This is a genomic window from Vibrio sp. YT-18 (assembly GCF_033337345.1).
Lineage (GTDB): Bacteria > Pseudomonadota > Gammaproteobacteria > Enterobacterales > Vibrionaceae > Vibrio > Vibrio alginolyticus.
Map to the genome: position 1 here is coordinate 105745 of NZ_JAWOQO010000007.1, position 26498 is coordinate 132242.

Genomic DNA, 26498 nt, shown 5'->3' on the forward strand with positions numbered 1-26498 from the left:
AGCTTTTATCGCTCCACTTTTTCTTACTTGGTTTAATCAGCGTCTTTCGCTAATCTCAGCCCCATGTCGGACATGATGACTGACTGGCTAGCAAAATCGCGACGATAGTTTTCGGATTCGTCAGCATCATAGGCAAAGCTACCACCTCGTACAGACTTGTGTGCCAGGCTTTCTTTTTCATCTTTTGCGTTTACCGGATTATCACTTGGTGCTGATTTGTAATAGCCTTCATCAAACGCATCAATAACAAACTCACCAACATTACCCGTCATATCGTATAAGCCAAGCTCATTCGGTTTTTTCTGACCTACCTTGTGTGCCTTATTGTTTGAGTTACTGGCATACCAGGCAACGTCGTTAATATCATCAGACCCCGCGTAAGTGAATCCTTGACTTAGATTCCCCCCTTTCGCTGCAAACTCCCATTCTGCTTCGGTGGGTAAACGATAGTGCTCTCCCGTTTTTTCATTCAATTTCTTTATAAAATAATTGGCTTGTTGCCAGCTAATGTTATTCACGGGCGTATTTGGGTTTCTAAAATAACTCAGAGAAGAGCCTGTAACCGATTCGAATAACTCTTGGGTTACCTCAAATTTTGCCAAATAGAAATCATCCACGCGAACGGTGCGAGCCGGGCGCTCGGATTTATTTGCTGATGGATTATCCGAGCCCATCATAAATTGTCCACCTTCAATAAGAACCATATCTTGAGCGATTTTTTGAGCAAGAGGGCTAGGTTGTGTTGTTGCACATCCAGTCATAATTAGCGAAATCGAAATAGCGGCACCAAGGTAAAGAGTATTACTTTTGGAATGCTTCATAGGGGAGCTCCATCAACATTTATGATCAAAGAATTTTATCAAGCAAGTCTATGAAAAACAGTTATACACACTATAACAAGCGCCACGAATAATTGAACATTATCATCACACTAGGCGATTAACTTAATGATTAGTCTTAACGCCGTTGGGCACAGGCTAGCAACTAAGAAGGTGATGAATGCACATAACTCAAGGTCCGCAGTTCAATGGAAAAGCATCCAAGCGATTACATGTCATGGCGAAACCTATCGGTGCAGTGTGCAATATCGATTGCACCTATTGTTATTACCTAAACAAACAAGATTTACTTGAGTACAAGCCAGGCTGCTCACCAGTCATGGATGAGGAAACGCTAGAGACCTATATCCGTCAATATATAGCGGGACAGAATACACCTGAAATCATTTTCTCTTGGCAGGGTGGTGAGCCGACAATGCTAGGTTTGGATTATTTCAAGACAATTGTTGAGGTACAGAATAAATACCGTCCCGATGGCATTACGATCTCCAATGATCTCCAGACTAATGGCACACTGCTTAACGATGAATGGTGTGAGTTTTTAAAGGCGAACAACTTTCTCGTCGGTTTAAGCATTGATGGCCCAGAAATGATGCACAACGCTTACCGAACAAACCGAGCTGGTAGAGGCACATTCCGGCAAGTTATGAATGCGGTTGAATTATTACATAAGCACGAAGTAAAGTTTGCTACGCTCACTTGTGTTAACAACTTGACCGGACGTAACCCACTTGAAGTGTACCGATTCTTGCGAGATGAAGTACGCTCCCCTCAAATGCAGTTTATTCCAATAGTTGAGCAGAAAACATTCAGAACAACCGCCCCTCAAACTTGGGAGCCAAACGAGCAACTAAAGCAAGGAGATAAACGGTTGATCCCAGGTCATAAAGATGCCGTTGTTGAGCCTTTTTGCGTTGCGGATGAAGCATGGGGAAATTTTCTGATCGCGATTTTCAATGAATGGGTTTTACACGATATCGGCAACGTGTTTGTGCAGTACTTTGAAGCCAGTATCGAAACCTGGATGGGCAGAAAAAACCCACTGTGTACGTTAGGTGAAATCTGCGGGAAGGGCTTAGCAATGGAGCCTAATGGTGATGTGTTTGCGTGTGATCATTACGTGTACCCAGAATATAAGGTTGGAAACATTCATCACGAAAAGCTCGATACGCTCGCTTATAGCTCTGAGCAGCAGAAATTTGGGTTTGCTAAAAGTCGTACGCTGCCCCAACAGTGCCTTCAATGTGATTATCAATTTGCATGTTTTGGAGAATGTCCCAAAAACCGTTTTATCCGTACTAGGCAAGGTGAGCCTGGTCTTAATTATCTCTGCGCGGGTTGGAAGAAGTTTTTTACCCATGTTGATCAGTCGATGGCGTACATCTTACGAGCGACAGGTAACCCAGTTGTTCACGGTAAATACAGTGAACAGATTCTACGCCAGCAAGCTACTCAAACACAGACTGTGTTTGAAACGAAGTTTTAAGATAGTCACTACGCCTGCTACAGGCCCGGAAATGAAAGAATATAGGTTATTGAATGCAAAAAATTAAGCTGCTCTCTAAATCATTACTCGTGATCTCGATCGGCATTGCTGCGAGTCAAGCAGCAGTGGCACAAGAAACAACATTGCTAGACCCAGATCAAGTATCGCCGACAACGGTTGTCACTCCACAAGAAGCGCAAATGACACCGGCGCAACGAGTCGAAAAGCTGTCTTATGATTCGCAAAATAAAAAGTTGTCTTCAGAAAAACGTATTGATGCTTTACGTGAGTTAGCCAACTATCCAAGCCAAAATGCATTGGTTGCAGTTGCGCGTGGGTTGCAGGATGAAGATGCAGGTATTCGCGAAGCTGCGATTGTGGGAGCACAGCCATATATGATTGAGCACCGTTGGCGTTTGATTTCACCATTATTGAGTGATGACGCCGCCATGGTGCGAATTACAGCAGCGATTAACCTCGTTCGAGATTACGCCAATTTGAGTTCAGAGCAACAGCAGTCACTTGAAGGGCCTGTTTCAGAGCTGACAGCACACTTGTCCAGTAAGAACGATAATGTTTCCAAGTTATTACTTGCAGACGTTTACCGTTGGCATCGTGATTGGGATAAAGCGGCGCTGATATACCCAGAGTTAACTAAGCTTGAGCCAAACAACCCTCAAGTTTGGTTAAGCTACGCAGACAACTTCCGAGCGCAACAGCTAGACCAAAAAGCTATCAACGTGCTTGACGAGGGTATCAAGCTAAATTCAGAAGATGCCTCGCTGCATTATTCTAAATCTCTCGCTTTGGTTAGATTAGACAAAAAGAAAGAAGCGGCGTTTGAAATAGACAAAGCTGCGACGATGGCAAAGACGAACAGTTACTTTTGGTACTTAAATGGTGTTCTGCAAGAAGAGTTAGACTTGAAGAAGTCTGTCAACGCTTTTGAGCAAGCGTATTTGATATCCGGTGCTCCAGAACAATTGTATGCCGTGTGTGACATCTATGTTAGATACGGCAACCCTAAAACGGATGACTGTTTAACAGAGCTAACGAAGGTCGCTCCCGACTATGTTATTGAAGAGCTCAATCAGAAAAAGGGACGTAAAAGTGCCCCTACATCAGTTGAAGCCAATGAATTTAAACTCTAATCGTTAAATTCCATGTTTCTATTTTAATAAAATAGTGGACTAGATTGGTGACATTGTCACTTTTTGGTGGCCGTTGCATATTTCAGTTCAATATGCGCCTGTTTCAATTGAACTATACTTTTGATTGGATTCGCACCTAGCACCTCAATATAAGGAATTAAGATGGCTATAAAGTTAAAGGCGATTGTCTTAGCAACAGGTTTTGCTCTGTCTAGTTACGCTGTTGCTGCTGATATGCAAGATCCACTTCCGTCATGGAACAACACTGACGCTAAGCAAGCTATTGTGGCGTTTGTTACGAAAACAACGACCCAAGGTTCGGATTCCTATGTTCCTGAAAGCCAACGAATCGCGACGTTTGATAATGATGGAACACTTTGGGCAGAAAAGCCTGTTTATCTACAGTTGTTTTTTGCGATCGATAGAGTAAAAGAAATGGCCTCTGAGCATCCTGATTGGAAGACAACCGAACCCTTTGCTTCCGCATTAAAAGGTGACATGGAGGGGATTGGTAAACAAGGACTCGAAGGTGTAATGAAGCTTGTTATGGCAACCCATTCTGGAATGTCTACTGAACAGTTTCATCAAGAAGTTAAGGAATGGTTGAAAACGGCTGTCCATCCAACAACGGGTAGACCATACACTGAAATGGTCTATCAACCTATGCTCGAACTGCTCGACTATTTAAGAGCGAACGACTATCAGACCTACATCGTTTCTGGAGGCGGTATTGAATTTATGCGCGTTTGGGCGCCGGAAGTATACGGCATTCCAACGCAAAACATCGTGGGGACGACGTTAAAGGCGGAATATCAAAGTGTTGATGGAAAACCTACCATCCAACGCATGCCGGAAATAGACTTTGTCAATGACAAAGCAGTAAAGCCTGTGACGATTCAAAACTTCATTGGCAAACGTCCGGTAATGGCGTTCGGTAATTCTGATGGTGATTTACAGATGTTAGAGTGGACGAAAGCAGGTTCAGGTCCAAGATTTTCTGCGATTATCCATCACACGGATGACAAGCGTGAATGGGCGTATGATAAAGATTCTCATGTTGGTAAGTTAGATAAATCGTTTAAAGTAGGTGAAGAGCAAGGTTGGCTATTTGTCGATATGAAACAAGATTGGAATCAAGTGTTTAAAGAGAGCACTAAATGATAATCTTTGTTTGACCATAACTTGCTGCAACCAAACAATTGCAACGAAATAAAAGGCCTCACAATTGAGGCCTTAGTTAATTCCACAATAGCTTCGATACCTAGGGTCTAGTTTCTAGGTTGCTGTGTCATTGTTTCTACCACTTTTTCAATACTTAACGAGCTACCTTTCGTTGCAGGGAACTCCTTAAATGTCTCTAGGAACTTACGCACGATAGCTTGAGCAGGAACGAACATCCACATTTGATCAGCGTAAAAATGTCTGACGTAAAGTGCTGCATCTGGACCGACCTCAAATGGATCCATACGAAGGTTTACAATCAAAGGCCAACTAGGTGTTTTGCGGTATGCCTCATTAATGGCACCCTCCATAATACTGAAGTGGATCTTCCAGTCTTTATAACGAACGGCGTTTAAATTACCACCAGCATCGAAGTAAAAGATTTCTTTGCGTGCGCCTTCATCAGCTTTACCAGTCAGCAGATCAAGTTGGTTGTAGCCATCTAAATGTGCTTTAAAGGTTTTGCCCGCTGCTTTATGACCCTTCAATAGTTTTTCTTTCACATCAGGTTCGCCCACAGCTGCGAGTAGAGTTGGCATCCAGTCTTCTTGTGAAAAGATATCGTTGATAACCGTTCCTGGTTTAATGTTTCCAGGCCAGCGTACCATCATCGGAACGCGGAATCCGCCTTCCCAAGTCGTACCTTTTTCGCCCTTGAACGGTGTAGTACCACCATCTGGCCAGGTAAATTTCTCAGCGCCATTATCAGTACTAAAAACAACAATGGTGTTATCTGCTACGCCTAGCTCTTCAAGTTTATCAAGCATGACACCTACTTGATCATCTAGGTCCATCATGCCATCGGCGTATAAGCCGTAACCTGACTTCCCTTGATATTCTTCACTCAAATGTGTCCAGACGTGCATACGGGTTGAGTTATGCCAAATAAAGAATGGTTTGTCTTCTTTTACTGCTTTTTCCATAAAGGCCAAGCTAGCATCCATGAACTCTCGGTCTACGTTTTCCATACGCTTACGAGTAAGGGGACCTGTGTCCTCGATTTTGCCATCCGCAGTCGCCTTCAACACGCCTCGAGGTCCGAATTTTTTACGAAACTCTGGATCTTTTGGATAAAACTCAGACTCAGGCTCTTCTTCCGCGTTTAAATGGTATAGGTTACCAAAGAACTCATCAAACCCATGGTTAGTTGGTAGGTGCTCATCTTGATCACCAAGGTGGTTTTTACCAAACTGACCAGACACATAGCCGTGATTTTTAAGTAACTCTGCGATAGTAGGATCTTTCGATTGAATACCCTCTTTTGCGCCGGGCATACCAATAGTCAATAGACCGGTACGAAACGGATGTTGACCCAGAATAAATGAGGCTCGTCCGGCAGTACAACTCTGTTGTGCGTAAGCGTCTGTGAAAATGGCACCTTCATTGGCGATTTTATCAATGTTAGGAGTCTTCCCTCCCATCATACCATTGTGATATGCACTAATGTTGTATACACCTACATCGTCACCCCAGAACACAAGGATGTTGGGCTTATCGGCAGCAAAGGCTGTGGACGCAGCTAATGTACCGACCAATGCCATTACCTTTTTAATCGAGTTTCGCATGAAAATCCTCCGCGATAAATGAATCCATTATCGTTATATAACGTTACTAATTGTGTTCATCATGGCGAAGTCGAGTGAGATGACACCAAATGAGACAATGTAGTCAGTTGAATATAGTAGAGGTTTTTTGTTGCTTCCAAGTAATCCCTGTTTTTCAAAAATGTTAACTAACATGGACTAGACTTTAGTGTGTTTTAAGTGTGATAAGACGCACTTACAGGATTGAATTTCAATGAAAGGCGACACTATGAAAAATAAACTAGCAACTATCCTGTTTCTATGTATCCCGTTAGAAGTGGTTGCGGAAGAGACACCAAATGTCGTGGTAATGTTGGTTGATAACCTTGGGTGGGGGGAACTAAGTTCCTATGGGAGTACCAGAGGTGTTGAAACTAAAAACTTAGATCAACTTGCTAGAGAAGGTGTACGCCTTACTAATTTTAATGTGGAACCGCAATGCACGCCAACTCGCTCCTCATTCATGACGGGGAGGCGAGCGCTTAGATCTGGGACAGATAAGGTTGTTTGGGGAGTGCCTTACGGTATGGTGAACTGGGAGATAACCATTGCAGAGAAGTTTAAGGAACAAGGATATAACACGAGCCTTTACGGGAAATGGCATTTGGGAGACCAAAAAGGGCGCTTTCCAACGGATCAAGGCTTTGATGAATGGTATGGCATTGCAAATACGACGGATGAGTCAGAATATAGCTCTCAACCCGGTTATAAAGCTATATTACCTAAACCTCAAATCCTTTCAGCTAGAGCAGGGCAGGATCCTAAAGGGGTCAAAGAATATAATTTGGACTCACGTAGAACGATTGACAGTGAGCTAGTTGAACATGCCACAGATTTTATAAATCGAAATGTGAAAGAGAATAAGCCATTTTTCTCTGTAATTACTTTTACTCAACCACATTTACCGACGCTACCTCATCCTGATTTTATTGGTAAAACAGGCAAAGGAAATTACTCAGATGTGTTAGCTGAGATAGATTTTCGAGCTGGGCAAGTTATTGGTGCAATAGAAAAAGCAGGAATTAAAGACAATACACTAGTGATTTGGTTTTCTGACAACGGTCCAGAGTGGCATATGCCATACCAAGGCTCTAGCGGACCATGGCGTGGTGCGTACTTTACGGCTCTTGAAGGCTCTCTCCGAACACCATTTATTGCCTCTTGGCCTAACCACATCAAACCGGGCAGAGTGAGTGATGAAATTATCCATGTTGTGGATCTATTTGCCTCACTTTCTCATGTCGGTGGATACAAATTACCAAGCGATAGAACAATAGATAGTATTGATCAGTGGGCCTTTTTAAAGGGAGATAGTGAAAAGTCTAATCGAGATGGTTTCATCGTTAACAATGGATCTGAAACCTACGCTTATAAGTGGGAAAATTACAAGATGCACTTTATTGATCAAGATATCATGCCGGAGAAAGGGCGCCCATTACAGATCCCTGAAATATACAATTTGATTGATGACCCTAAAGAGGAGTTTGATTTAAGAAATAATGCCACATGGTTATTTCCTATCATGATAGGAAAGAGAGTAAAGTTTGAATCTTCCGTTTCAACAAGCTGCGATACGATTCCTTTCCCTGCTCCATTTGGATATGAGCCCGATTGTAGCAAGGGGAATTTCAATCAATTTCCAGTGGATGGATTACGCCAGAAGTAGTTTACCCCAATGGCTCTTTCTCGCATACATGAGGTATGTTTTTGGTTCAATATCTCATTAGAGCCATTTAGGGCCATGTTTTTTCTAGTTTCATTTGAACAGTCATATTCGTCGACCATACTTAAAGTTCGTTGTTTCATATGGGGCGAATTATGCAGCCAATACTCTACATTCAAATCGGTAATGTTCTTTGGGCGGTTTTAAGTGACGGTTCTTGGATCCAAATGTTGCCCAACGAACAATTAGTTCCAGAAGTAGAGGTGGTTGTTCTTAATACTGACATTCTCGATATTGCATTTAATGAAGATACAACAAGTGAGGATGAATCGAGTTCGAATGATCTTTTAATTGCATCTCAAAACGGTATTGAATCCACTTTTAATCAGAGCGTTCGAGATTTTAGTGAGTCTTCTGGTGGGTTAAGTTTTGTTGCCTATATTCGCGCTGTTTTACCTGAGCAACTCGTTTCTAATGGCTATGTTACTAGGCCAGCAGTGCAAGAAAGAGAGAACCCAACTTCTGAGACTCAGGCTCCTGAGCGGTTGAATCCCGATGCTATATTAACGGTGGATATTCTTGATGGCGGCGATGGATACGAAAACCAGTTTGAAGTTCCTAGTGTCACGATTCAAGGTGACGCACTCAAGATAAGCGATGAGTGGCTTGTTACTATCACCATTACCGACAGCCTCAATAATTCCATTACTGTTACAACGACCGTAGAGAATGAGGCGTATACCCTATCAGGCGTTGATCTGTCTTCTCTTGCTGAAGGGCCGCTTACGGTGACTTCTGTGGTTTCTGACATTTATGGCAATAACCTGAACGCCGTCGATACGACCATTAAAGATACGCTTGCAACGGTGAACGTCAATTTTGATGGTGGAGGGGATGAGTATTTAAATCAGTACGAAATCGCGACTACTCGCCTCGAAGGAACGATTGAAAACATTGAAGATGGCCAGCGTATCCAAGTTACGGTAACCGACTCGTTAGGAGCGATCATAAACTTAGAAACGGTGGTGACTGGTGGAAGTTGGTCTCTGGACGACGTTGACCTTTCTGGATTGTCTGAAGGTACGCTGACCGTTGTTGCTGAGAGTATAGATATAGCGGGCAACCCTGCAACCAGTGAAAACACCATCATCAAAGATACGCTCGCAAGTGTGACGGTGGACGTTGACGATGGCGGAGACGGCTATTTAAACATTGAAGAGCGCCAATCTGTCACTTTGTCAGGGCAAGTCAGTGATGTTGAAAATGGTCAGACGGTTTCTGTCACGGTTCAAGACAGCTTGGGGGCGATGCTCTCGTTCAATGCCGTTGTCGTTGATGGTATGTGGCAAGTCGAAGGGGCGAACTTATCCACGTTAGCCGATGGGGCGTTAACCGTATCTGCCTCCGTGAATGATGTGGCGGGCAACCAAGCGAAAGCGATGGATGAGGCTACGACCATAGATGCCACTGCTCCCACCATTGATATCGATACGGATTTTTATATTAGCGGTGGTCTTGCCATTGATGATTTCCGTGAGGGTATAGTCACGGAAATGAGAGGGACAACCAGTGGTGTAGAGCAAGGTCTGGCGGTGACGATTCGGGTAAGTGACGGAGACAGCACGCTGAATTTTACTGGCCTTGTTGATGCATCAGGTTCGTGGACAGTAACCGGAATTGACGTAAACACTCTCAATCTAAACAGCACGTGGACCATTGAAGCTGAAGTGTTGGATGCCGCCGGCAACCATGCGGTCGATACCATGCCGACAATAGTGCTACCCGGTTCAACGGTATTTTCTGAAAACATCGTTGGATTTTTTGGTGAGCAAAGCAGCTCGGCAGCCATCAACATAGAAAATGGTGTGCCAGCACTGCATGCAGAGCAACCAAGTTTGAGTGCGCTTACATCGGTCGGTCAATCTATTAACGTTGTTGTTGCAGAAGATGGGTTGAGCTTACAAGGAACATCGACTGACGACCGATTAGTTTTCTCAGCAGAAGTCAATGATGATGGTACGGTTCAAATTACTTTTTATGAAGCGATTGATCATGGTGTAGGTCAAGATGAGCTGGTGACTAACGTATTGGTTGAAAGCACTCAAAGTGATGCTGACGGTACACAAGAGGCTGTTGTGGCCCCCCTAGAAATCGCCATCCTTGATACCGATCCAGTGATCGCAAATGAGTCATATAGTGTAACCGAAGGCCAAGTCATTTCTGGCAATGTACTGGAGAATGACATTGATATTGATGGTGACTTGTACATTCGATATGTCAGAGCCGGAGGAGAGATCCAGTCTGTCCCTGATGGTGGCTCAGTAAGTTTTAGTCTAGAGAAGGGTGAATTAACCGTATTTTCAGATGGCTCTTGGCAGTTGAATGCCAGTCGCAACTTAGATCACACGGTTGAGCAAAGTCTCGTTTTTGATTATCTCGCAGCCGATGATTCAAAAGATTACGGTGTAGCAACCGCAACTATCGACATTATAGATGGCCAAGCGGGTTATGTAGGCAGCGCTACTATAAACACAGCAGAAGTACCTCTGGGAGAGGCATTATTAACCACCGAAGGCAGTGTTAATGTGATTGCTGGCTCTGATAACCCTGATCCGACTAGTTTGTATTTTGGTGGGGCATCCATTACTAAGTTAGAGGCATTAGGGCTTACAAGCTCAGTCTCTGATAATGAGCTTAGCTACACGTTAAGTTCCAGTGGAAAGCAAATCACAGCATTTGGCAATGGTGTGACTGTATTTACGTTAACATTGAGTAGCATTGAGTCGGGTAACGATGTACTAGCTTCAATCTCGCTTACTCTTGATCATCCTATCGATCAATTCAATAGTAGTGATACGGTCACTTTCCCGCTGACCATTGGAGGGACAGATCTAGACTCCACACCGCTTGTAGAGAATGAAATTGATTTCGTGTTGAAAGATGGTGTTGATCCTACGTTGAGCAACTTGACTGTTGTTGCAATCGAGGAGATTAATCTAGAAAGTGGGGCAATCTTTAAGACTGGGAGCCTTCAACTCGATATCGGGAGTGATTATGTTGACTCTCTTCGATTTAGCGAATTAAACCAGCCCACATTAGTGAGTAGTGAAAGTGAGTTGCTTTACCGTCTGTCTGATGACGGTACGACAATTACTGGCTATATCTTAGAAGGTGGGGTGGAAGTAAATATTTTTCAATCGAAACTATTATCCACATTACCTTTAGAGTCGAGTAGTGAAATAGAGTATTCCTTTGAATTATATCGCTCTTTCGATCTGTCAAAAGATCAAATCCTGGATATACCATTGTTAGTTAATGCAACAGATTCAGACGGTGACACCACCTCCGTAACATTGGATATTACCTTAGAGGCAATTGAAGGTTTGAACGATGATGCCTCTTTAACGGTGGATATTCTTGATGGCGGCGATGGATACGAAAACCAGTTTGAAGTTCCTAGTGTCACGATTCAAGGTGACGCACTCAAGATAAGCGATGAGTGGCTTGTTACTATCACCATTACCGACAGCCTCAATAATTCCATTACTGTTACAACGACCGTAGAGAATGAGGCGTATACCCTATCAGGCGTTGATCTGTCTTCTCTTGCTGAAGGGCCGCTTACGGTGACTTCTGTGGTTTCTGACATTTATGGCAATAACCTGAACGCCGTCGATACGACCATTAAAGATACGCTTGCAACGGTGAACGTCAATTTTGATGGTGGAGGGGATGAGTATTTAAATCAGTACGAAATCGCGACTACTCGCCTCGAAGGAACGATTGAAAACATTGAAGATGGCCAGCGTATCCAAGTTACGGTAACCGACTCGTTAGGAGCGATCATAAACTTAGAAACGGTGGTGACTGGTGGAAGTTGGTCTCTGGACGACGTTGACCTTTCTGGATTGTCTGAAGGTACGCTGACCGTTGTTGCTGAGAGTATAGATATAGCGGGCAACCCTGCAACCAGTGAAAACACCATCATCAAAGATACGCTCGCAAGTGTGACGGTGGACGTTGACGATGGCGGAGACGGCTATTTAAACATTGAAGAGCGCCAATCTGTCACTTTGTCAGGGCAAGTCAGTGATGTTGAAAATGGTCAGACGGTTTCTGTCACGGTTCAAGACAGCTTGGGGGCGATGCTCTCGTTCAATGCCGTTGTCGTTGATGGTATGTGGCAAGTCGAAGGGGCGAACTTATCCACGTTAGCCGATGGGGCGTTAACCGTATCTGCCTCCGTGAATGATGTGGCGGGCAACCAAGCGAAAGCGATGGATGAGGCTACGACCATAGATGCCACTGCTCCCACCATTGATATCGATACGGATTTTTATATTAGCGGTGGTCTTGCCATTGATGATTTCCGTGAGGGTATAGTCACGGAAATGAGAGGGACAACCAGTGGTGTAGAGCAAGGTCTGGCGGTGACGATTCGGGTAAGTGACGGAGACAGCACGCTGAATTTTACTGGCCTTGTTGATGCATCAGGTTCGTGGACAGTAACCGGAATTGACGTAAACACTCTCAATCTAAACAGCACGTGGACCATTGAAGCTGAAGTGTTGGATGCCGCCGGCAACCATGCGGTCGATACCATGCCGACAATAGTGCTACCCGGTTCAACGGTATTTTCTGAAAACATCGTTGGATTTTTTGGTGAGCAAAGCAGCTCGGCAGCCATCAACATAGAAAATGGTGTGCCAGCACTGCATGCAGAGCAACCAAGTTTGAGTGCGCTTACATCGGTCGGTCAATCTATTAACGTTGTTGTTGCAGAAGATGGGTTGAGCTTACAAGGAACATCGACTGACGACCGATTAGTTTTCTCAGCAGAAGTCAATGATGATGGTACGGTTCAAATTACTTTTTATGAAGCGATTGATCATGGTGTAGGTCAAGATGAGCTGGTGACTAACGTATTGGTTGAAAGCATTCAAAGTGATGCTGACGGTACACAAGAGACGGTTGTGGCACCGTTAACGATTACTATTTATGACTCTGATCCGGTGATTAGAGATGACACATACTCAGTCGTAGAAGATCAAACAATTACGGGCAATCTACTTGAAAATGATATTGATCTTGATGGAACACTTTATGTGAAATTTGTAGAGGCTGGCGGGGAGCAGAAGTCAATTCTAGAGGGGGGATCCGTAAGTTTTAGTTTAGAAAAAGGCGAATTAACCGTATTTTCTGATGGCTCTTGGCAGTTTGATGCAGATCGAAACCTAGATCATTCGGTCGAGCAAAGTGTTTCTTTCAGCTATTTAGCTGCAGATGACTCCCAAGACTATGGCTTGGCTAACGCGACCATTGACATTACTGATGGACAAGCAGGTTACGTAGGCAATGCGACTATAGACGTAACAGAAGTCCCTTTGGATGGCCCGATACTGAACTCTGAAGGAACTGTTAATATTGTCGCGGGATCTGACAATCCGGATCCGAGTAGTTTGTATTTCGGTGGGTCATCTATTACTAAGTTAGAAGCATTAGGGCTTACAAGCTCAGTCTCTGATAATGAGCTTAGCTACACGTTAAGCTCCAGTGGAAAGCAAATCACAGCATTTGCCAATGGTGTCACTGTATTTACGTTAACATTGAGTGGCGTTGAATCGGGTGATGATGTATTAGCTTCAATTTCGCTTACTCTTGAGCATCCTATCGATCAATTCAATAGCAGTGATACGGTCACTTTCCCGTTGACCATTGGCGGCGTAGATTTAGATGCCACACCGCTTGTAGAGAATGAAATTGATTATGTTCTAAAGGATGGTGCAGACCCAACTTTAAATAATTTGAATGGGGTAGAAGTAAAAGAATCTGATCTCGCAAATGGAAGTGTGTTGAGCTCAGGGAATTTTCAAGTTGAGGTTGGCAGTGATTACCTCGAATCTTTGTCGTTCATCGTCTCTGAACAACCCTTGTTGACGAGTGGTGAACAAGTTGTGCTTTATCAAGTCTCTGCGGATGGCAAAACACTTGATGGTTATATTCTTGACGAAGATGGGCAAACTCAGATTCCCATCTTTCAAGCTACCCTCAATGCTTCATTACCTATTGATGCAAATAGCGACATTACCTACTCCTTTGAGCTTTTTCAGGCTCTCGACCAACAAGAAAATACTGATCCAAACGTACCTCTCGTTGTTACTGCAATGGACTCAGACCAAGATAACACGTCGGTCGTTTTAGACATTAATGTGATAGATAACGACAATGGACAAGCGCTAATCAATAGTGGCAATGTCGAGTTAACCGAAACACCTGTCGATACAAACATTGCTCCTGATGGGGTTTCAGCCATAGCGAATACGGATGTGATAGTTACGTCATCATTCGATCCGATTGTGTATCTGGGTGTTGACATAAATGATGGAGATACTGTCAAAACTACGCTTGGTGATGCTGTTACTTATAACGGAGAGGCTGTCACTTGGTACGATAACAATGATGGAAGCTTTGACGCAATTTCAGACACTGGAGACGTTGTATTTAGGGTCACGTTACCTAGTGACTTCTCTTTGCCATCAAATGATACGTCTACCGTTAATGTAACTGTAGAGCTTTATCACTCGCTTGACCATGTTTTAGGTGATGGGACGCAATTGTCGATCTCTATGCCCATCGTGGCGAGAGATTCTGATGGAAGCGAGATCTCTACGGAGTCCAACATACTGGTCTATGATGGCTTGTTTCCGGAACTAGTAATTACAGAGGGAATCACAGTCAATGAAAGCGGGTTGAATGATGATTCGCTTGATTCTGGCATCGAGGGCTCGTCACCATCCATTACGCTATTACAAGGTTCAGACTCTATCGCCAGTGTGAGCGTGAATATCGATATGTTCAATGCGCTCGGCTATAAAACAAGTAGTGGTAGCCTGGTTTCGCTTGATTCACCGGACTCGAATGGTTGGTTATATGCAAGAGATGAAAGCGAGCAAGACGTCTTTAGAATTAGATTTAATACCGATGGGACTGTCGAGTTTGATCTATACCGTGCACTTGAACACGATGAACCTGACGGTGTTCCAGCGGACGAGAACACATTAGAACTCAGTTTTTCAATTTATGCCGTTGATAAGGATGGCGACCAGTCTGAAGCTGAGACATATACCGTTAGTGTAGTAGATGATATCCCTGAAGACACAAGCTCACCAATAGAAATTGAACTTACCGAGGGGGATGAGTTTTCGGGAAACTGGTTTAGCAATAATGCCGACTTAATCAGTTCAGATGGCACGTTGATTTCAAGTTTGACCTATGCAGGTGAAACATACGATACGGCGAGTTCGGTATTTAGCAATGATGCTTGGACCATCGATTTAATCAATAGTAGTGATGGTAACTTAAAATATGGAACGCTGACTATTGCTCAAGATGGGACATTTACGCTAACTACCGAGCTTATTGTTAATACGCCTGTAGGTGGTTTGCTTGATGATCTAACGATAACTGTGACGGATGCAGACGGTGACCAAGCAAGCAGTGAAGCTCAATTAATTCTTGATGATGCCAGGGGTTTTATTCGAACCGTTAATGTAGATACGTTAGAAGATAATGGCGCGAATAATAGTGGAGACCCCACGCCAGTCGCGTTACCGATTAGAGTTTCTCCTGGGGATACGGAGAATAATGAGCGTGTTGAAGCGATAAGGATCTCTGTTGAATCTCTACAAGGAGGGGCTCTGTTTTTAGACGGAGTGCGCCTTGAAGATGATGATAATGACGGATTTATTAGTCTTTCTGGTACAGAGCTAATGGGGGTGGGTATATTCACCGTTCCAAATGGTGATCTCACTTATCAACCAGCGCTAAACCTGTCGGGCAACACTATCAAAGTTTCGTTAGCAGTGTCTGCATTAATCGTATCTGATGTCGAACCAGATGGTTTTGTATTACAAGGCAATAACACGTTAAATGTTAACGTCTTACCGGTTGCAGATTTGCCAGAGTGGTCTAATGATTCGGACTTTTCTTATCAAAGTGTTGAAGATTCCGCTGAATCACTTTCGCTCAATATTGTCGCTGAAAAGTTTGACCAAGACGGTTCTGAAACGCTCCACTACCAAATTTCGAATATTCCAGATGGACTTATATTAACACTTAACGGAAGTGCTATTGAGGAAGGGAAATCGTATAGCCAATCCGAGTTAGATCAAATTGAAATCACATCTAACGAAAACTTAGCCGGAAGATTTACTTTTGATGTAACGGCAGTAACGACTGAGTCGGGTAGTGTGTTTGCCGATGAGCAAGATAAAACAGCGGAGATCACTGAGCAAGTTGTTATCGATATATCTCCAGATGCCGATGTGCCTGCGCTGACCGTTAAAAACATTCAGGGGCTTGAAGACCAAGCGATTGACTTAAAAGAGTACATCTTAGGGCGGCTCACTGACACAGATGGCTCGGAGTCTCTGTCTTATCGCATAGAAGTTCAAGATGGTTGGACATTGCCTGTCGGAGCTGGGATTACGCTTATCGGTATTAATACCTACCTAGTGACCTCCAATGCTCTAGCCAATTCGGAGGCGTTACTTCAACCAAAATCGGATATCAGCTCATTTACTGAATCTCTATCCCTTCAAGTAACCGCCATTTCAACAGAGTCGACTATTGATGGCTTAGCACCTCTTAATGAAACCGCCGAGAGCCAATCTGCAACCATTGACATTAAGCTAAAAGGCGTGGTCGATGAACCAATTGTCCTAGATGGTGGACAGGGGAATTGGCAATATGATCAAGCGACTAAAGTAATTAGTAATCTCTCTACGTTAGACGAAGATAACCTGATACAACTGGATTTTATCATCCAGACATCAGACGACGATCTATCAGAAGAAATTAATATCTTGCTTCAGAACATCCCTGTGGGAACACAACTGACAGATGTAAATGGTGACCCTATTGCTCTTCCAATTGCATACGTGGACCCAATAACGGGGCCAGTTTATCAGGTCTCGAACGCTGTTCTTGAAAACACTTACCTCAAAACAGAGCAAGATTTTAGTGGAACACTGAGCATGGATGTTATCGTCGTTTCAACAGAGCCGGATGGTGATTCTGCTGAAACCCCTCTTAAAGTGGAAATGGAAATCTTACCTATTGTTGATCAAACTGACGGTCAAGAATTACAAAGCAATGGTATTGAGGACAATTTCATCACACTAAATCTTGAGCCTGTCGTTAATCAAGATATAGATTCTAGTGAGTCCTTGACAGGATACACCATTGTATCCATTTCAGATGGCTTAACACTTTACTTTGATGGTAATGCAGTAGAGGAAAGTAATTTACCGTTAGAACTCAATGAACTACTCGATGGTAGCTCGGCAACATTATCTGAGTTGTTAAACAGTGGACGAATCACTGTAAAAGCTAATGAAGACCTAAGTGGGACGTTTAGCCTGGAAGTTCAGTACGAAGTGACAGACACGTCTCCGACGATGGAGACTGATGTAAAGGCAATCAATGGCTCTTTGAGCGTCGTGGTTTCTGGAAAAGTGGATATTGGTAATGAAGATATTGACAAAACACGTTTAGAAGGCGCGACTGAAGTATTCACAAGTACGGATGGGTCTGCTGTTGACGTGAGTGGAGGCATTACATTTACAGAAGCGGATATTGATGGTTCAGAGTATCTCGATTACATCGTTTTACAGATACCGCAGGGTCAAGACCTCATTGTTACTCATCCGAATGGTGCTTCTCAAGATGCCGATGGGAACTGGCTGATTCCAATGGAAGGAATCACAAGTGATAGCGTGTTGGAAACCGCTCAAGATTTGCTTGCTGGCGCATCGATTTATAGCCCATCTAACACAGAGATACTTGATGTGAATGTGTTAGCGTATGTTCGAGATGGAACGGATGCTCAATACATCACAGGTCAGTTCCAAATTCAAATTACTGGCCATGAAGGAGATGGAGACCAGTGTGCTGATCCTGGTGAACCGGGAAGCGTTCAAAGTGGGGATATTGTAGGTAAAGAAGGTGAAGATGTCTCAATTGGGGCGTTTTTAAACCCTGATGTGGCGAGTAGTGATGATAACTTAGTTTCCTTCTTTGTCGCCGCAGATTCTTTACCTGAAGGAGTCGAGCTTACTGGCGAAGGTGTGATACCTGCTTATGATAATACGGGCAATCTGTTGGGTTATTCAATTTCTAGCGCTGGATTGTCTTCCTTGACGCTTACTGGCGTGGATGAGGACTTTGCTGGTTGCATTACTTTCAATTTAGAAGTGACAGAAACGGCCCCATGCGATGGTGACTCGAAAACAACCGCTCAGACCATTACGGTACAAATCTCTCCTGTTGTCGATGATATCGCGATAGCACCAAGCCAAGTTACGGTTCAAGAAGATACTATAACCAACCTGAATCTTGCTCTTGTATTGGGCGATAGTGAAGGGCCAATGCAGTCCATTACTGGAGAAGGTGACGCAGCGACTGGCCTTGAAAGTGTCAATTGGGTTTCTTTATCGGTGTCTGACGAGAATGCGCGGTTTACTGCCGTGGACCCGAGCCTACTCATTGACAACGGTGATGGAACATGGGTAGTGACAGATGTTACGCGTCTAAACGAAATTCAGTTAATCCCACCTGAAAACTACAGTGGAGAGCTTGTTATTTCCGTTGACGCAAACATTACTGATGAAGTCACGGGAAGTTGTTTAAGTACTGACAGTGCGAAAGATACTCAAACTAAATCAACAGAAGTTACCGTTACCATTGCCCCAGTGGTTGATAAAGCGGTTCTGGAAACAGAAGACGTAGTTGGTAATGAAGATAATTATATTTATTTAGGAAACTTATCTGCATCATTAATCGATCAAGATGGTTCTGAGTCGATGTCTTTGGTCATGACAGGAGTGCCAGACGGAGCCGTGTTGGTTTGGGACAATAATGGGACGTTCGAATTACTCCCTGATAACGGTTCAACGGATGGTGAGAGCAAGGAGTGGCAGCTAACTCAAGCACAACTTGATAAGGTTTACTTTCTACCGCCACTAGATTTTAGTGGGGATATTTCATTAACACTGCAAGCTATTACCCAAGAGTCTGGATCAAACGACTATAACTATACCACTTCTCAGTTCAACGTCGGCGTAAAACCGATTGGCGACGATGTATCGTTGAATACAACCTCTAACACGTTCACTGGAGATGAAGGTGATTCCGTTTCGATTGACTTTTTAGCGAGCGGTTTTGAAACAAATAGCAACGAATATATAGAAGTGTCGATGTTGATCAAAGCAAGCTCTGAACCCTCTGCATTGGAAGGCTTAGGTAGGATTCGTATTGGAACTCAATTCTCATCCTTTACCTTCGATGACGCGGGCAATGCCGTGGCGACGGTATTAGTGCGAGCAAATGAAGTGTCAGGTTTGGAGTTCGTTCCGAAGGATGTATTTGGAACGATGGATGTTGCTCTCAATGTTAGAACGTTTGATCAAGCGATAGTGTCAGGGACACTCGAAACCGATTTTGGAGATGTGCAAACCACCGATCTAACCATTGTTGTTACCCCTGAAGCTGATGAGCCAACACTAACGGCCGATTATCAGTCTATTGTGTCTGAAGCGTCTGGGAGTATTCCTTTAGGGTTGAGCATGAATTTAGTCAACCCTGCACCCGAAGAGTTTGGAAGTGTGGAGATTCGCGGATTACCAACAGATCTAGAGTTGAGTCATGGTGAAAGATTGAACGGCATTTATGCTGTTGATCAAGAGGATGTCGCTGATCTTTCCATCGTTGGCGGGTTTAGCGGTGCAAGTGATTTTACGTTGTCGATAAAACCGATTGCAACACTGGGCGCCACTGTCGCAGAAGGTTCTGCTCAGGTAGTCAATGTTGCCTTAGTGGAAGAGGGGGGCCAAACATTACTTGCGACAGATGCTAATGATTTGCTTATTGGAGGAAGTGGCAGCGATGTATTCCAGTTTGACAGTTCAGGGCTCGGTAACGAGTTAAAGCCCTCGTACGATGTGATCAACGATTTCCAAATATCCGTTATTGGTGATGATAATGACACAATTGACATCGCCTCGATAATCACCGCTACCTCGATAACAGAAGTCGATAATAAGCTCGATTTAACAGAGAATGATGATGGCGTAACGCTTCACATAAAACCAGAAGAGACGGGGACAAAACAACAGATTCTTATGCAGGGCGTCACTCTTGATCAGCTTTACAAAGGTGACTCGACTGGCGTAGCCGAAGAAAATGTCTTACAGAAGATGATTGATGACAACAACTTGCTAGTAGGTGGTATGTCATGAAGCATCACTCATCCTCATCAAGTGAGCTGACTAACGATCCTTGGGGGCAATCGTTAACTTGGTTGATGCGTTATTTTGAGGTTAGACACCATACAAAAAAGGTGCTTTCTGGATTACCTCTTGTTGAGGGTAGATTGGATAGTGACTTATTCATCAGAGCCGCTGAGCGAGCCGATCTTGAACTCACATTAATCGATTTAAAATCCACCGCAATGTTGAGCTTTCCATTGGTGGTAATCAATAGGAAGACGTTACAACCCGCTATTATATCTGAGCGACATAACAGCGATTATCAAGTCACGTTATTTAGTGAAGATCAAGGTGAAACGCAATACGTCACGAGCGAGGAGCTGCATAATCAATTCCAGCCTCAAGCATGGCAAGTTTCTATGCGTCCAGAGCTGGACAAACGGATAAGTTCTATTCAAGCGGATTATAATGAACATTGGCTTTTCGCCGTAGTGAAAGAAATGTCTCCGTGGTATCGAGATCTTTTGATTGCCTCTTTCCTTATCAATACGCTAGCGCTAGTTATTCCGCTTTTCACTATGAACGTTTACGATCGTGTAGTGCCTAATCAAGCTTTCAGTACATTATGGGTTTTGGTCGCTGGTGTCTCCGTCATCATTATTTTTGATTGGCTATTGCGTAAAGCAAGGGGAGTTGTCACTGATACCGCGGGTAAGTACATCGATAACAAGCTTTCTTCGATACTTTTTTCTAAAGTTATGGGGATGAAACTTGAACACCGTCCTGCATCAGTCGGTGCATTCGCTCGACAACTACAAGATTTTGATAGTGTTCGCGATTTTTTTACTTCTGCATCTCTTGTGACCTTAGTTGATCTCCCATTTACGTTGTTATTTTTAGTCTTAATAGGTTGGCTAGGTGGGGCAATGATGTTCATACCTATTGCCGTCATGTTTATCCTGCTGATCCTTGGCTTTGCGGTAAAAGCAAAAATAGAACAATCACATACGGAAAGTGCTGCACTATCCATGAAGCGACAAGCTCACTTGTTTGATTCATTGTCCTCTTTAAAAGAGATTAAGCAAAATAACGCTACGGGAGAAGCACAAAAGCGTTGGGAGCAAACGGTATCCATGCTTTCTGATTGGCAAAATCAATCGCGAAACTATTCGAATATCGTTGCTTACTCCATTCAATCTAGCCAGCAGATAATTACCGTAATGTTACTTGTAACAGGCGTGTACAGAATTTCTGAGGGATTGCTCAGCATGGGGGGGCTCATTGCTATTGTCATGCTTAGCGGTCGTGCTGCAGGGGCGATTAACCAGTTAGCTATGCTGTTACTTCGCTATCAACAGACAAAAACAGCGGTTGAAGGCTTAAATTCTATCATGTCTTTACCTCAGGAGGTGCAACGCAGTCAGGTCATTACGTCTGCCGAATTTACAGGGAATATACGTTTAGAAAACGTGAGCTTCCAATACCCAGATGTTGATATGCCATGTTTGAGAGATATTAATCTTACTATCAAGCAAGGCGAACGCGTTGGCGTTATTGGTAGTGCAGGAGCAGGAAAGTCTACACTCCTTTCTATTATTACCAATCAACTCAGTGCCTTACAGGGTAGCGTTTATTTTGATGACATTGACAGTCAGCTTTGGCCCGCCGAATTGATAAGAGAGAAAACGGGTTGGGTTGGCCAAGATTCGCATCTTATATACGGCAGCATTATGGAAAACATAGTATTAGGACATCATGTTATTGATCAAGAACGTTTACGCCGTGCGATAGAATTATCGGGTTTGAACCAGTACATGAGCCGCCTTCCTCATGGTCTAGAAACGCAAGTCGGAGAAGGAGGGCGTTATTTGTCGGGGGGGCAAAGGCAAGCTGTAGCGATTTCAAGAGCGTTTTATCGAAACCCTGCAGCATTAATTTTAGACGAGCCAACCAGTTCCTTAGACCAGCCAGCTGAGAATGCGTTGTTTAATGCTCTTAAATCGTTGCCGCACTCGACGACGATGATTATTAGCTCTCATAAACATTCCTTATTATCGCTTTGTGATCGAATTGTTGTGCTTGATAAAGGCACAATTTTGAGGGAAGGAGCGCCCCAAGAAATTTTTGCTAAACAACAGTCTAACGCGAAAACGAACAGAGTACGCGCAGTATCAATTGTACGCGAAGGAGGTCAATGATGAGCACAGTTCGTTGGAGTAATGCTCATTTAGCAAACCGTTCGAGAACGTTGATTTGGTTGTCTGCCGCGTTAGTGCTAAGTGTGATTATTTGGGCCTCGTGGGCGAGGTTAGACGAAGTGGTTGTCGGCGAAGGAAAGGTTGTTCCTACTTTGTCTGTTCAGACGATTCAGAGCTTAGAGGGAGGCATTCTAAAGGAGTTACTTGTCATGCCTGGTGAAAGCGTCACTAAGGGGCAAACCATCGCTATTCTGGATGATACAAGGTTTAAGTCGACCTATTCGGAGACCTCTGAACAAGTTGAATCTTTGCTCGCCAGAAAGCAGAGGCTTCAAATTGAATTAGAAACGGTAAAAGTGAATAGCCTCCAACTGGATTGGAAACAACAAGTGAGTATCGAGCCTCAGCCATTTGATATTTCGATGACCGGCCACTCTGCCTATCTGAATGCCAAAGCAAACTATCTTGAGCGGTTGAGCCAACTGGAGTCTGAGCTGGAGGAGGCTAAATTGCGAATTGAGCAACAATCGCAAGCTTATCTAGATACCTTGAATACCATTCAAACACTAAAAAGCAGTCTGGTTATTGTCTCGAAAGAGCGAGATATGTTGAGAGAGGTGGTTTCTAGTGGCGCGGTGGCTGAAGTGGAATTATTAAAACTGAATAGAGACGTTATAAAGCTCAAAGGAGACATCGCGAGTTCACAAGCTGCTGCCCAAAAGCAAAGGGCTGTGTATTCTGAATCCATCGCAGATTATCGTGGTACTGCGCTTGCTTTTAGGGCAGAGGCACAAGGGCAGCTCAATGAAGTTGTGACGCAACTAGCGCAGCTCAATGAAAGTCGTCAGGCGATTGCGGATCAGTTGAATCGAACGCAGTTACTTTCTCCGGTCGATGGAACCATCAAAGATGTTTTTGTCAGAACCATCGGAGGTGTGGTTAAGCCGGGTGAGCCTATTTTAGAAATAGTCCCTCGTAATAGCACGTTAATCGTTGAAGCGAGAATTTCTCCTCAGAATATCGCCTTCATAAGGCCTGGCCTGCCGGCAACGGTAAAGTTGTCTGCCTATGACTTTGTCATTTACGGAGGCCTAGAAGGAGAAGTGACCTACGTAAGCGCCGATGCACTTCAAAATGAAGAGGGCAATGCCTACTACCGTGCCAACGTTACTTTCAAGGTTGATGATAAGTTTACGATCATCCCGGGAATGCAGGTTGTGGTAGACATTCTTACAGGAGAAAAAACAGTACTGAATTATTGGTTAAAACCTATATTACGTGCGAAAGAGAATTCGCTCAGAGAAAGATAGACATAAGGATATAAGATGCGGCTTAAATCAACGTTATTGGTCTTGTTTGCAGTATCATCGTCGCCAAACGCTTTGACTTTAGAAGAGTCAGTTACGTTATCTCTCGATAGCTCCCCCAGTTTGCTTGCTCGCTATTCTCGCTATGAGTCGATGGTACGAGACCGAAATGCCATAAATGGTTCATTTCTTCCTCAGGTTAATTTGTATGCAGCAGCAGGGTACGAAGGTACTCGATATAACAACGGAAACTACATCGACAGTGAAGATAGAACATTAGAAAGAACGGAGATGGGCGTAAGAATCTCCCAACTGTTATTTGATGGATTTAAAACAAGTGCTGATGTTGATCGCCTATCTTACGAGGCTGAAGCTGAACGCTTGGACTTATTGGCATCTGCGGAAAATGTTGCATTAGATACTGTCAGAGCGTATGTGGATGTTTTACATGCCCGAGAGTTGATGAAACTGACAGAAAGAAACCTAAATGAACACCAAGAGATCTACCGTTTCATTCTAGATAAAAAAGAAAAAGGTTTAACCAGCAACTCCGACTTAGCGCAGGTTTCTTCGCGTGTCGCGACAACACAGTCCTCATTGATTGCCGCCCAAAACAATCTTTCCGATGCTAGAACAAGATTTGTACGTTTGGTTGGTCGAGCGCCGCAAAACTTAGTTGAGCCTGTTTACCCGCAGGAATTGCTTCCGAATAAGCTTGACGAAGCACTCAAACAAGCGGTTAGGTTGCACCCATCCATACAGTCGGCGATGAAAGATTTAGAGGCGGCTCGACATGAAGTAAAAAGAGAAAAGGGGGATTACTACCCAGAGCTCAAGCTTGAGCTGTCAGCCAACAAAACAGACAACGTGGATAATATTGAAGGCATTAACGAAGATGCAAAGGTTATGCTGACGGTCAACTACGATCTTTTTAACGGCTTTTCTACAGACTCCCGAGTGGAGTCATCTGCCTGGCGAGTAGAGGAGGCGAGGGCTATTCGAGCAAATGCAGAACTAGATGCGAATGAAGGTGTAAGGCTGGCATGGGACGCACATACATTGCTTCAACAGCAAATGGAGTTTTTAAAAGTCAACGTTGATGCGGCGAAAGTAACTGAATTAGGGTACATCCAGCAGTTCAATGTAGGGCGACGCAGTTTGTTAGATGTATTAGATGCCAAAGTTGAAACGTTTGTTGCGAGACGGAACTACACCCGAACAAAGTACGATCATTTGGTTGCCACTTACCGTTTATTCAACTCGATGGGGATTCTGACTTATGCGTTGCGAGTTGAGTATCCAGAGAACTGGAAGGAGAACAATAATGGATAAATTCGCAGTGACGAGTCTTCTAGTTTTCATGTTAGCAGGCTGTGCTGAATCACCGAATACGACGTTGACCACTTACCAGTACAACGACCTTAAAGACAATGATAGTGATGGCGTGATAAACCAACGAGATAACTGCGCAGATACGCCAAAAGGTGTGGTTGTTGACAGTGAAGGCTGTGCGAATTGGGTCAACGACTCGCAGACACACCTGATCAGCTTTTTCTTTGCGATGGATGAGCATCAGGTAACGCCATCTCATGATATGCCGCTAAGCGAGTTGAAAGCACTGCTTCAGAGTAACCCAAATGCGCAAGTCATACTGATAGGAGACACAAGCCCTGAAGCGTCACTCGAATACAACAAAGCGTTGGCAAAGAAAAGGACGGCAGCTATACGAGAATTGCTAGTGAGAAACGGCATTCAAGATAATCGAATTGAAGAGCAAGAGTTTTATCAGAATACGGCATTGACGGTACAACTAAAAAAACGGGAAAGGCGCACAATTGCTGTTGTAAACACGAAAGCTGAAAGTACTGAACAAGCGTGGACTATATTTAGTTCGGACAGCGAGTTGACACCTAATTCGAAGTTGGAGCTGAATTATGAAAATTAAAGTCTTGCCTTTCCTTGCTCTAACTTCATGTTTGATTTCACCGCTGGCATTTGCTGACTCTGAGGCTCGAACATCGATTTTTGTCGAACCAGAGATACTAGAAACGATAGAAACATTGATAGATGAGCCAAGTGTAAATGTAGCGCTTGCATCTCAGTCTGGTGGTTTTAACGACATGCTAAATGACGGAGCCTCTATTGCGATCACATCTAAGAAATGGTCAGATGAAAACATCTCCCGATTTCAACGAGAAAGAGGCCACAGGCCTACACGTTTGTTTTTAATGGCAAACGCTATTGTCGTAATCAATAGTCAAAAGAGTACGGTAGATAGTGTTTCCGTTAGTGAATTGAAACGCTGTGATGCAAATACGTATGCTTTCGGGGAGATGCGTTTAAGTAACCCAGATGTGAGCTCTAATGGTTGTCAATCATCGATTCAAATGCTTGATGAAGACCGATTGAAACGGGCTTTAAGCGACGACTTGTCAGCCAAAGCTTATATGCGATACTCCGATTTTAAATACTCAGAACAGTGGTCGAGCTACAAGGCTCTCTCTGTTCATCATAACGATGACTCATGCTCTTTGAGCACAGATTGCATCTATTCTCTTCGCTATCCATTTTCCGTGGTCTATTACGTTTATATAAATAAACAATTCGACACTAATCAGAAGATCAAAAAATCAAAGCTATTTGAACTCCTTACAACCGACAACAATACACAACAGGTACGAAATGCTGGGTTTATTCCACTACCAAAAGCGCTTATTAAAATAAATAGGGTGAAGTTAGGGCTAGATGAGCCAGTTGTTTTAAACGGGTATAAATAAACTTCAT

12 protein-coding genes are annotated in these 26498 nt (G+C 43.7%); 10 read left to right on the top strand and 2 right to left on the bottom strand.

Features of this window, described 5'->3' with window-relative positions:
- Window positions 1-32 precede the first annotated feature (32 nt).
- A complete protein-coding gene (locus R7M72_RS11615) occupies window positions 33-761 on the bottom strand; it encodes a formylglycine-generating enzyme family protein (RefSeq protein ID WP_372081184.1) in 729 nt (242 codons plus the stop codon).
- Window positions 762-999: 238 nt separating this feature from the next.
- Here R7M72_RS11615 and R7M72_RS11620 point away from each other — a divergent pair, with 238 nt between their 5' ends.
- The 3 genes from R7M72_RS11620 to R7M72_RS11630 all read left to right on the top strand — a co-directional run bounded on the left by R7M72_RS11620 (window position 1000) and on the right by R7M72_RS11630 (window position 4637).
- A complete protein-coding gene (locus R7M72_RS11620) occupies window positions 1000-2325 on the top strand; it encodes an anaerobic sulfatase maturase (protein ID WP_318056191.1) in 1326 nt (441 codons plus the stop codon).
- Between the two features lie 53 nt (window positions 2326-2378).
- A complete protein-coding gene (locus R7M72_RS11625; RefSeq protein WP_136976956.1) occupies window positions 2379-3476 on the top strand; it encodes a hypothetical protein in 1098 nt (365 codons plus the stop codon).
- Between the two features lie 162 nt (window positions 3477-3638).
- Complete coding sequence (locus tag R7M72_RS11630; RefSeq protein WP_054579698.1) at window positions 3639-4637, top strand: HAD family hydrolase; 999 nt, start codon at window positions 3639-3641, stop codon at window positions 4635-4637.
- Between the two features lie 107 nt (window positions 4638-4744).
- Here R7M72_RS11630 and R7M72_RS11635 read toward each other — a convergent pair whose 3' ends face one another.
- Window positions 4745-6262, bottom strand: a complete 1518-nt coding sequence (locus R7M72_RS11635; RefSeq protein WP_005377761.1) for an arylsulfatase — start codon at window positions 6260-6262, stop codon at window positions 4745-4747.
- A gap of 247 nt (window positions 6263-6509) precedes the next feature.
- Between R7M72_RS11635 and R7M72_RS11640 the strand changes: the two genes are divergently transcribed.
- From R7M72_RS11640 to R7M72_RS11670, 7 genes are all read left to right on the top strand, one after another.
- On the top strand, window positions 6510-7946 hold the full coding sequence (locus R7M72_RS11640) for an arylsulfatase (protein WP_225478180.1): 1437 nt from the start codon (window positions 6510-6512) through the stop codon (window positions 7944-7946).
- 152 nt (window positions 7947-8098) lie between these two features.
- A complete protein-coding gene (locus tag R7M72_RS11645) occupies window positions 8099-20239 on the top strand; it encodes an Ig-like domain-containing protein (protein WP_318056192.1) in 12141 nt (4046 codons plus the stop codon).
- On the top strand, window positions 20236-22407 hold the full coding sequence (locus tag R7M72_RS11650; protein ID WP_238855375.1) for a type I secretion system permease/ATPase: 2172 nt from the start codon (window positions 20236-20238) through the stop codon (window positions 22405-22407). The genes R7M72_RS11645 and R7M72_RS11650 overlap by 4 nt, the downstream gene beginning before the upstream one ends.
- The gene (locus R7M72_RS11655; protein WP_021033865.1) at window positions 22404-23717 is read left to right on the top strand and encodes an HlyD family type I secretion periplasmic adaptor subunit; all 1314 of its coding nucleotides are present in this window, start codon (window positions 22404-22406) and stop codon (window positions 23715-23717) included. Before R7M72_RS11650 ends, R7M72_RS11655 begins: the two co-directional genes overlap by 4 nt.
- A 15-nt stretch (window positions 23718-23732) precedes the next feature.
- Entirely contained in the window at window positions 23733-25046 is a 1314-nt protein-coding gene (locus tag R7M72_RS11660; protein WP_005377756.1) for a TolC family outer membrane protein, read from the top strand.
- Window positions 25039-25659 carry an OmpA family protein gene (locus R7M72_RS11665; RefSeq protein ID WP_053303115.1) on the top strand — a complete coding sequence of 207 codons (621 nt, stop codon included), beginning with the start codon at window positions 25039-25041 and terminating at the stop codon, window positions 25657-25659. The genes R7M72_RS11660 and R7M72_RS11665 overlap by 8 nt, the downstream gene beginning before the upstream one ends.
- Window positions 25649-26491: a phosphate ABC transporter substrate-binding protein gene (locus R7M72_RS11670; protein ID WP_213896343.1), complete on the top strand. Its 843-nt coding sequence runs from the start codon at window positions 25649-25651 to the stop codon at window positions 26489-26491. Before R7M72_RS11665 ends, R7M72_RS11670 begins: the two co-directional genes overlap by 11 nt.
- Window positions 26492-26498 lie beyond the last annotated feature (7 nt).

Coding starts and splice junctions, on each gene's coding strand:
- R7M72_RS11615 (WP_372081184.1), bottom strand. CDS start 761: ATGACTGGATGTGCAACAACACAACCTAGCCCTCTTGCTCAAAAAATC.
- R7M72_RS11620 (WP_318056191.1), top strand. CDS start 1,000: ATGCACATAACTCAAGGTCCGCAGTTCAATGGAAAAGCATCCAAGCGA.
- R7M72_RS11625 (WP_136976956.1), top strand. CDS start 2,379: ATGCAAAAAATTAAGCTGCTCTCTAAATCATTACTCGTGATCTCGATC.
- R7M72_RS11630 (WP_054579698.1), top strand. CDS start 3,639: ATGGCTATAAAGTTAAAGGCGATTGTCTTAGCAACAGGTTTTGCTCTG.
- R7M72_RS11635 (WP_005377761.1), bottom strand. CDS start 6,262: ATGCGAAACTCGATTAAAAAGGTAATGGCATTGGTCGGTACATTAGCT.
- R7M72_RS11640 (WP_225478180.1), top strand. CDS start 6,510: ATGAAAAATAAACTAGCAACTATCCTGTTTCTATGTATCCCGTTAGAA.
- R7M72_RS11645 (WP_318056192.1), top strand. CDS start 8,099: ATGCAGCCAATACTCTACATTCAAATCGGTAATGTTCTTTGGGCGGTT.
- R7M72_RS11650 (WP_238855375.1), top strand. CDS start 20,236: ATGAAGCATCACTCATCCTCATCAAGTGAGCTGACTAACGATCCTTGG.
- R7M72_RS11655 (WP_021033865.1), top strand. CDS start 22,404: ATGATGAGCACAGTTCGTTGGAGTAATGCTCATTTAGCAAACCGTTCG.
- R7M72_RS11660 (WP_005377756.1), top strand. CDS start 23,733: ATGCGGCTTAAATCAACGTTATTGGTCTTGTTTGCAGTATCATCGTCG.
- R7M72_RS11665 (WP_053303115.1), top strand. CDS start 25,039: ATGGATAAATTCGCAGTGACGAGTCTTCTAGTTTTCATGTTAGCAGGC.
- R7M72_RS11670 (WP_213896343.1), top strand. CDS start 25,649: ATGAAAATTAAAGTCTTGCCTTTCCTTGCTCTAACTTCATGTTTGATT.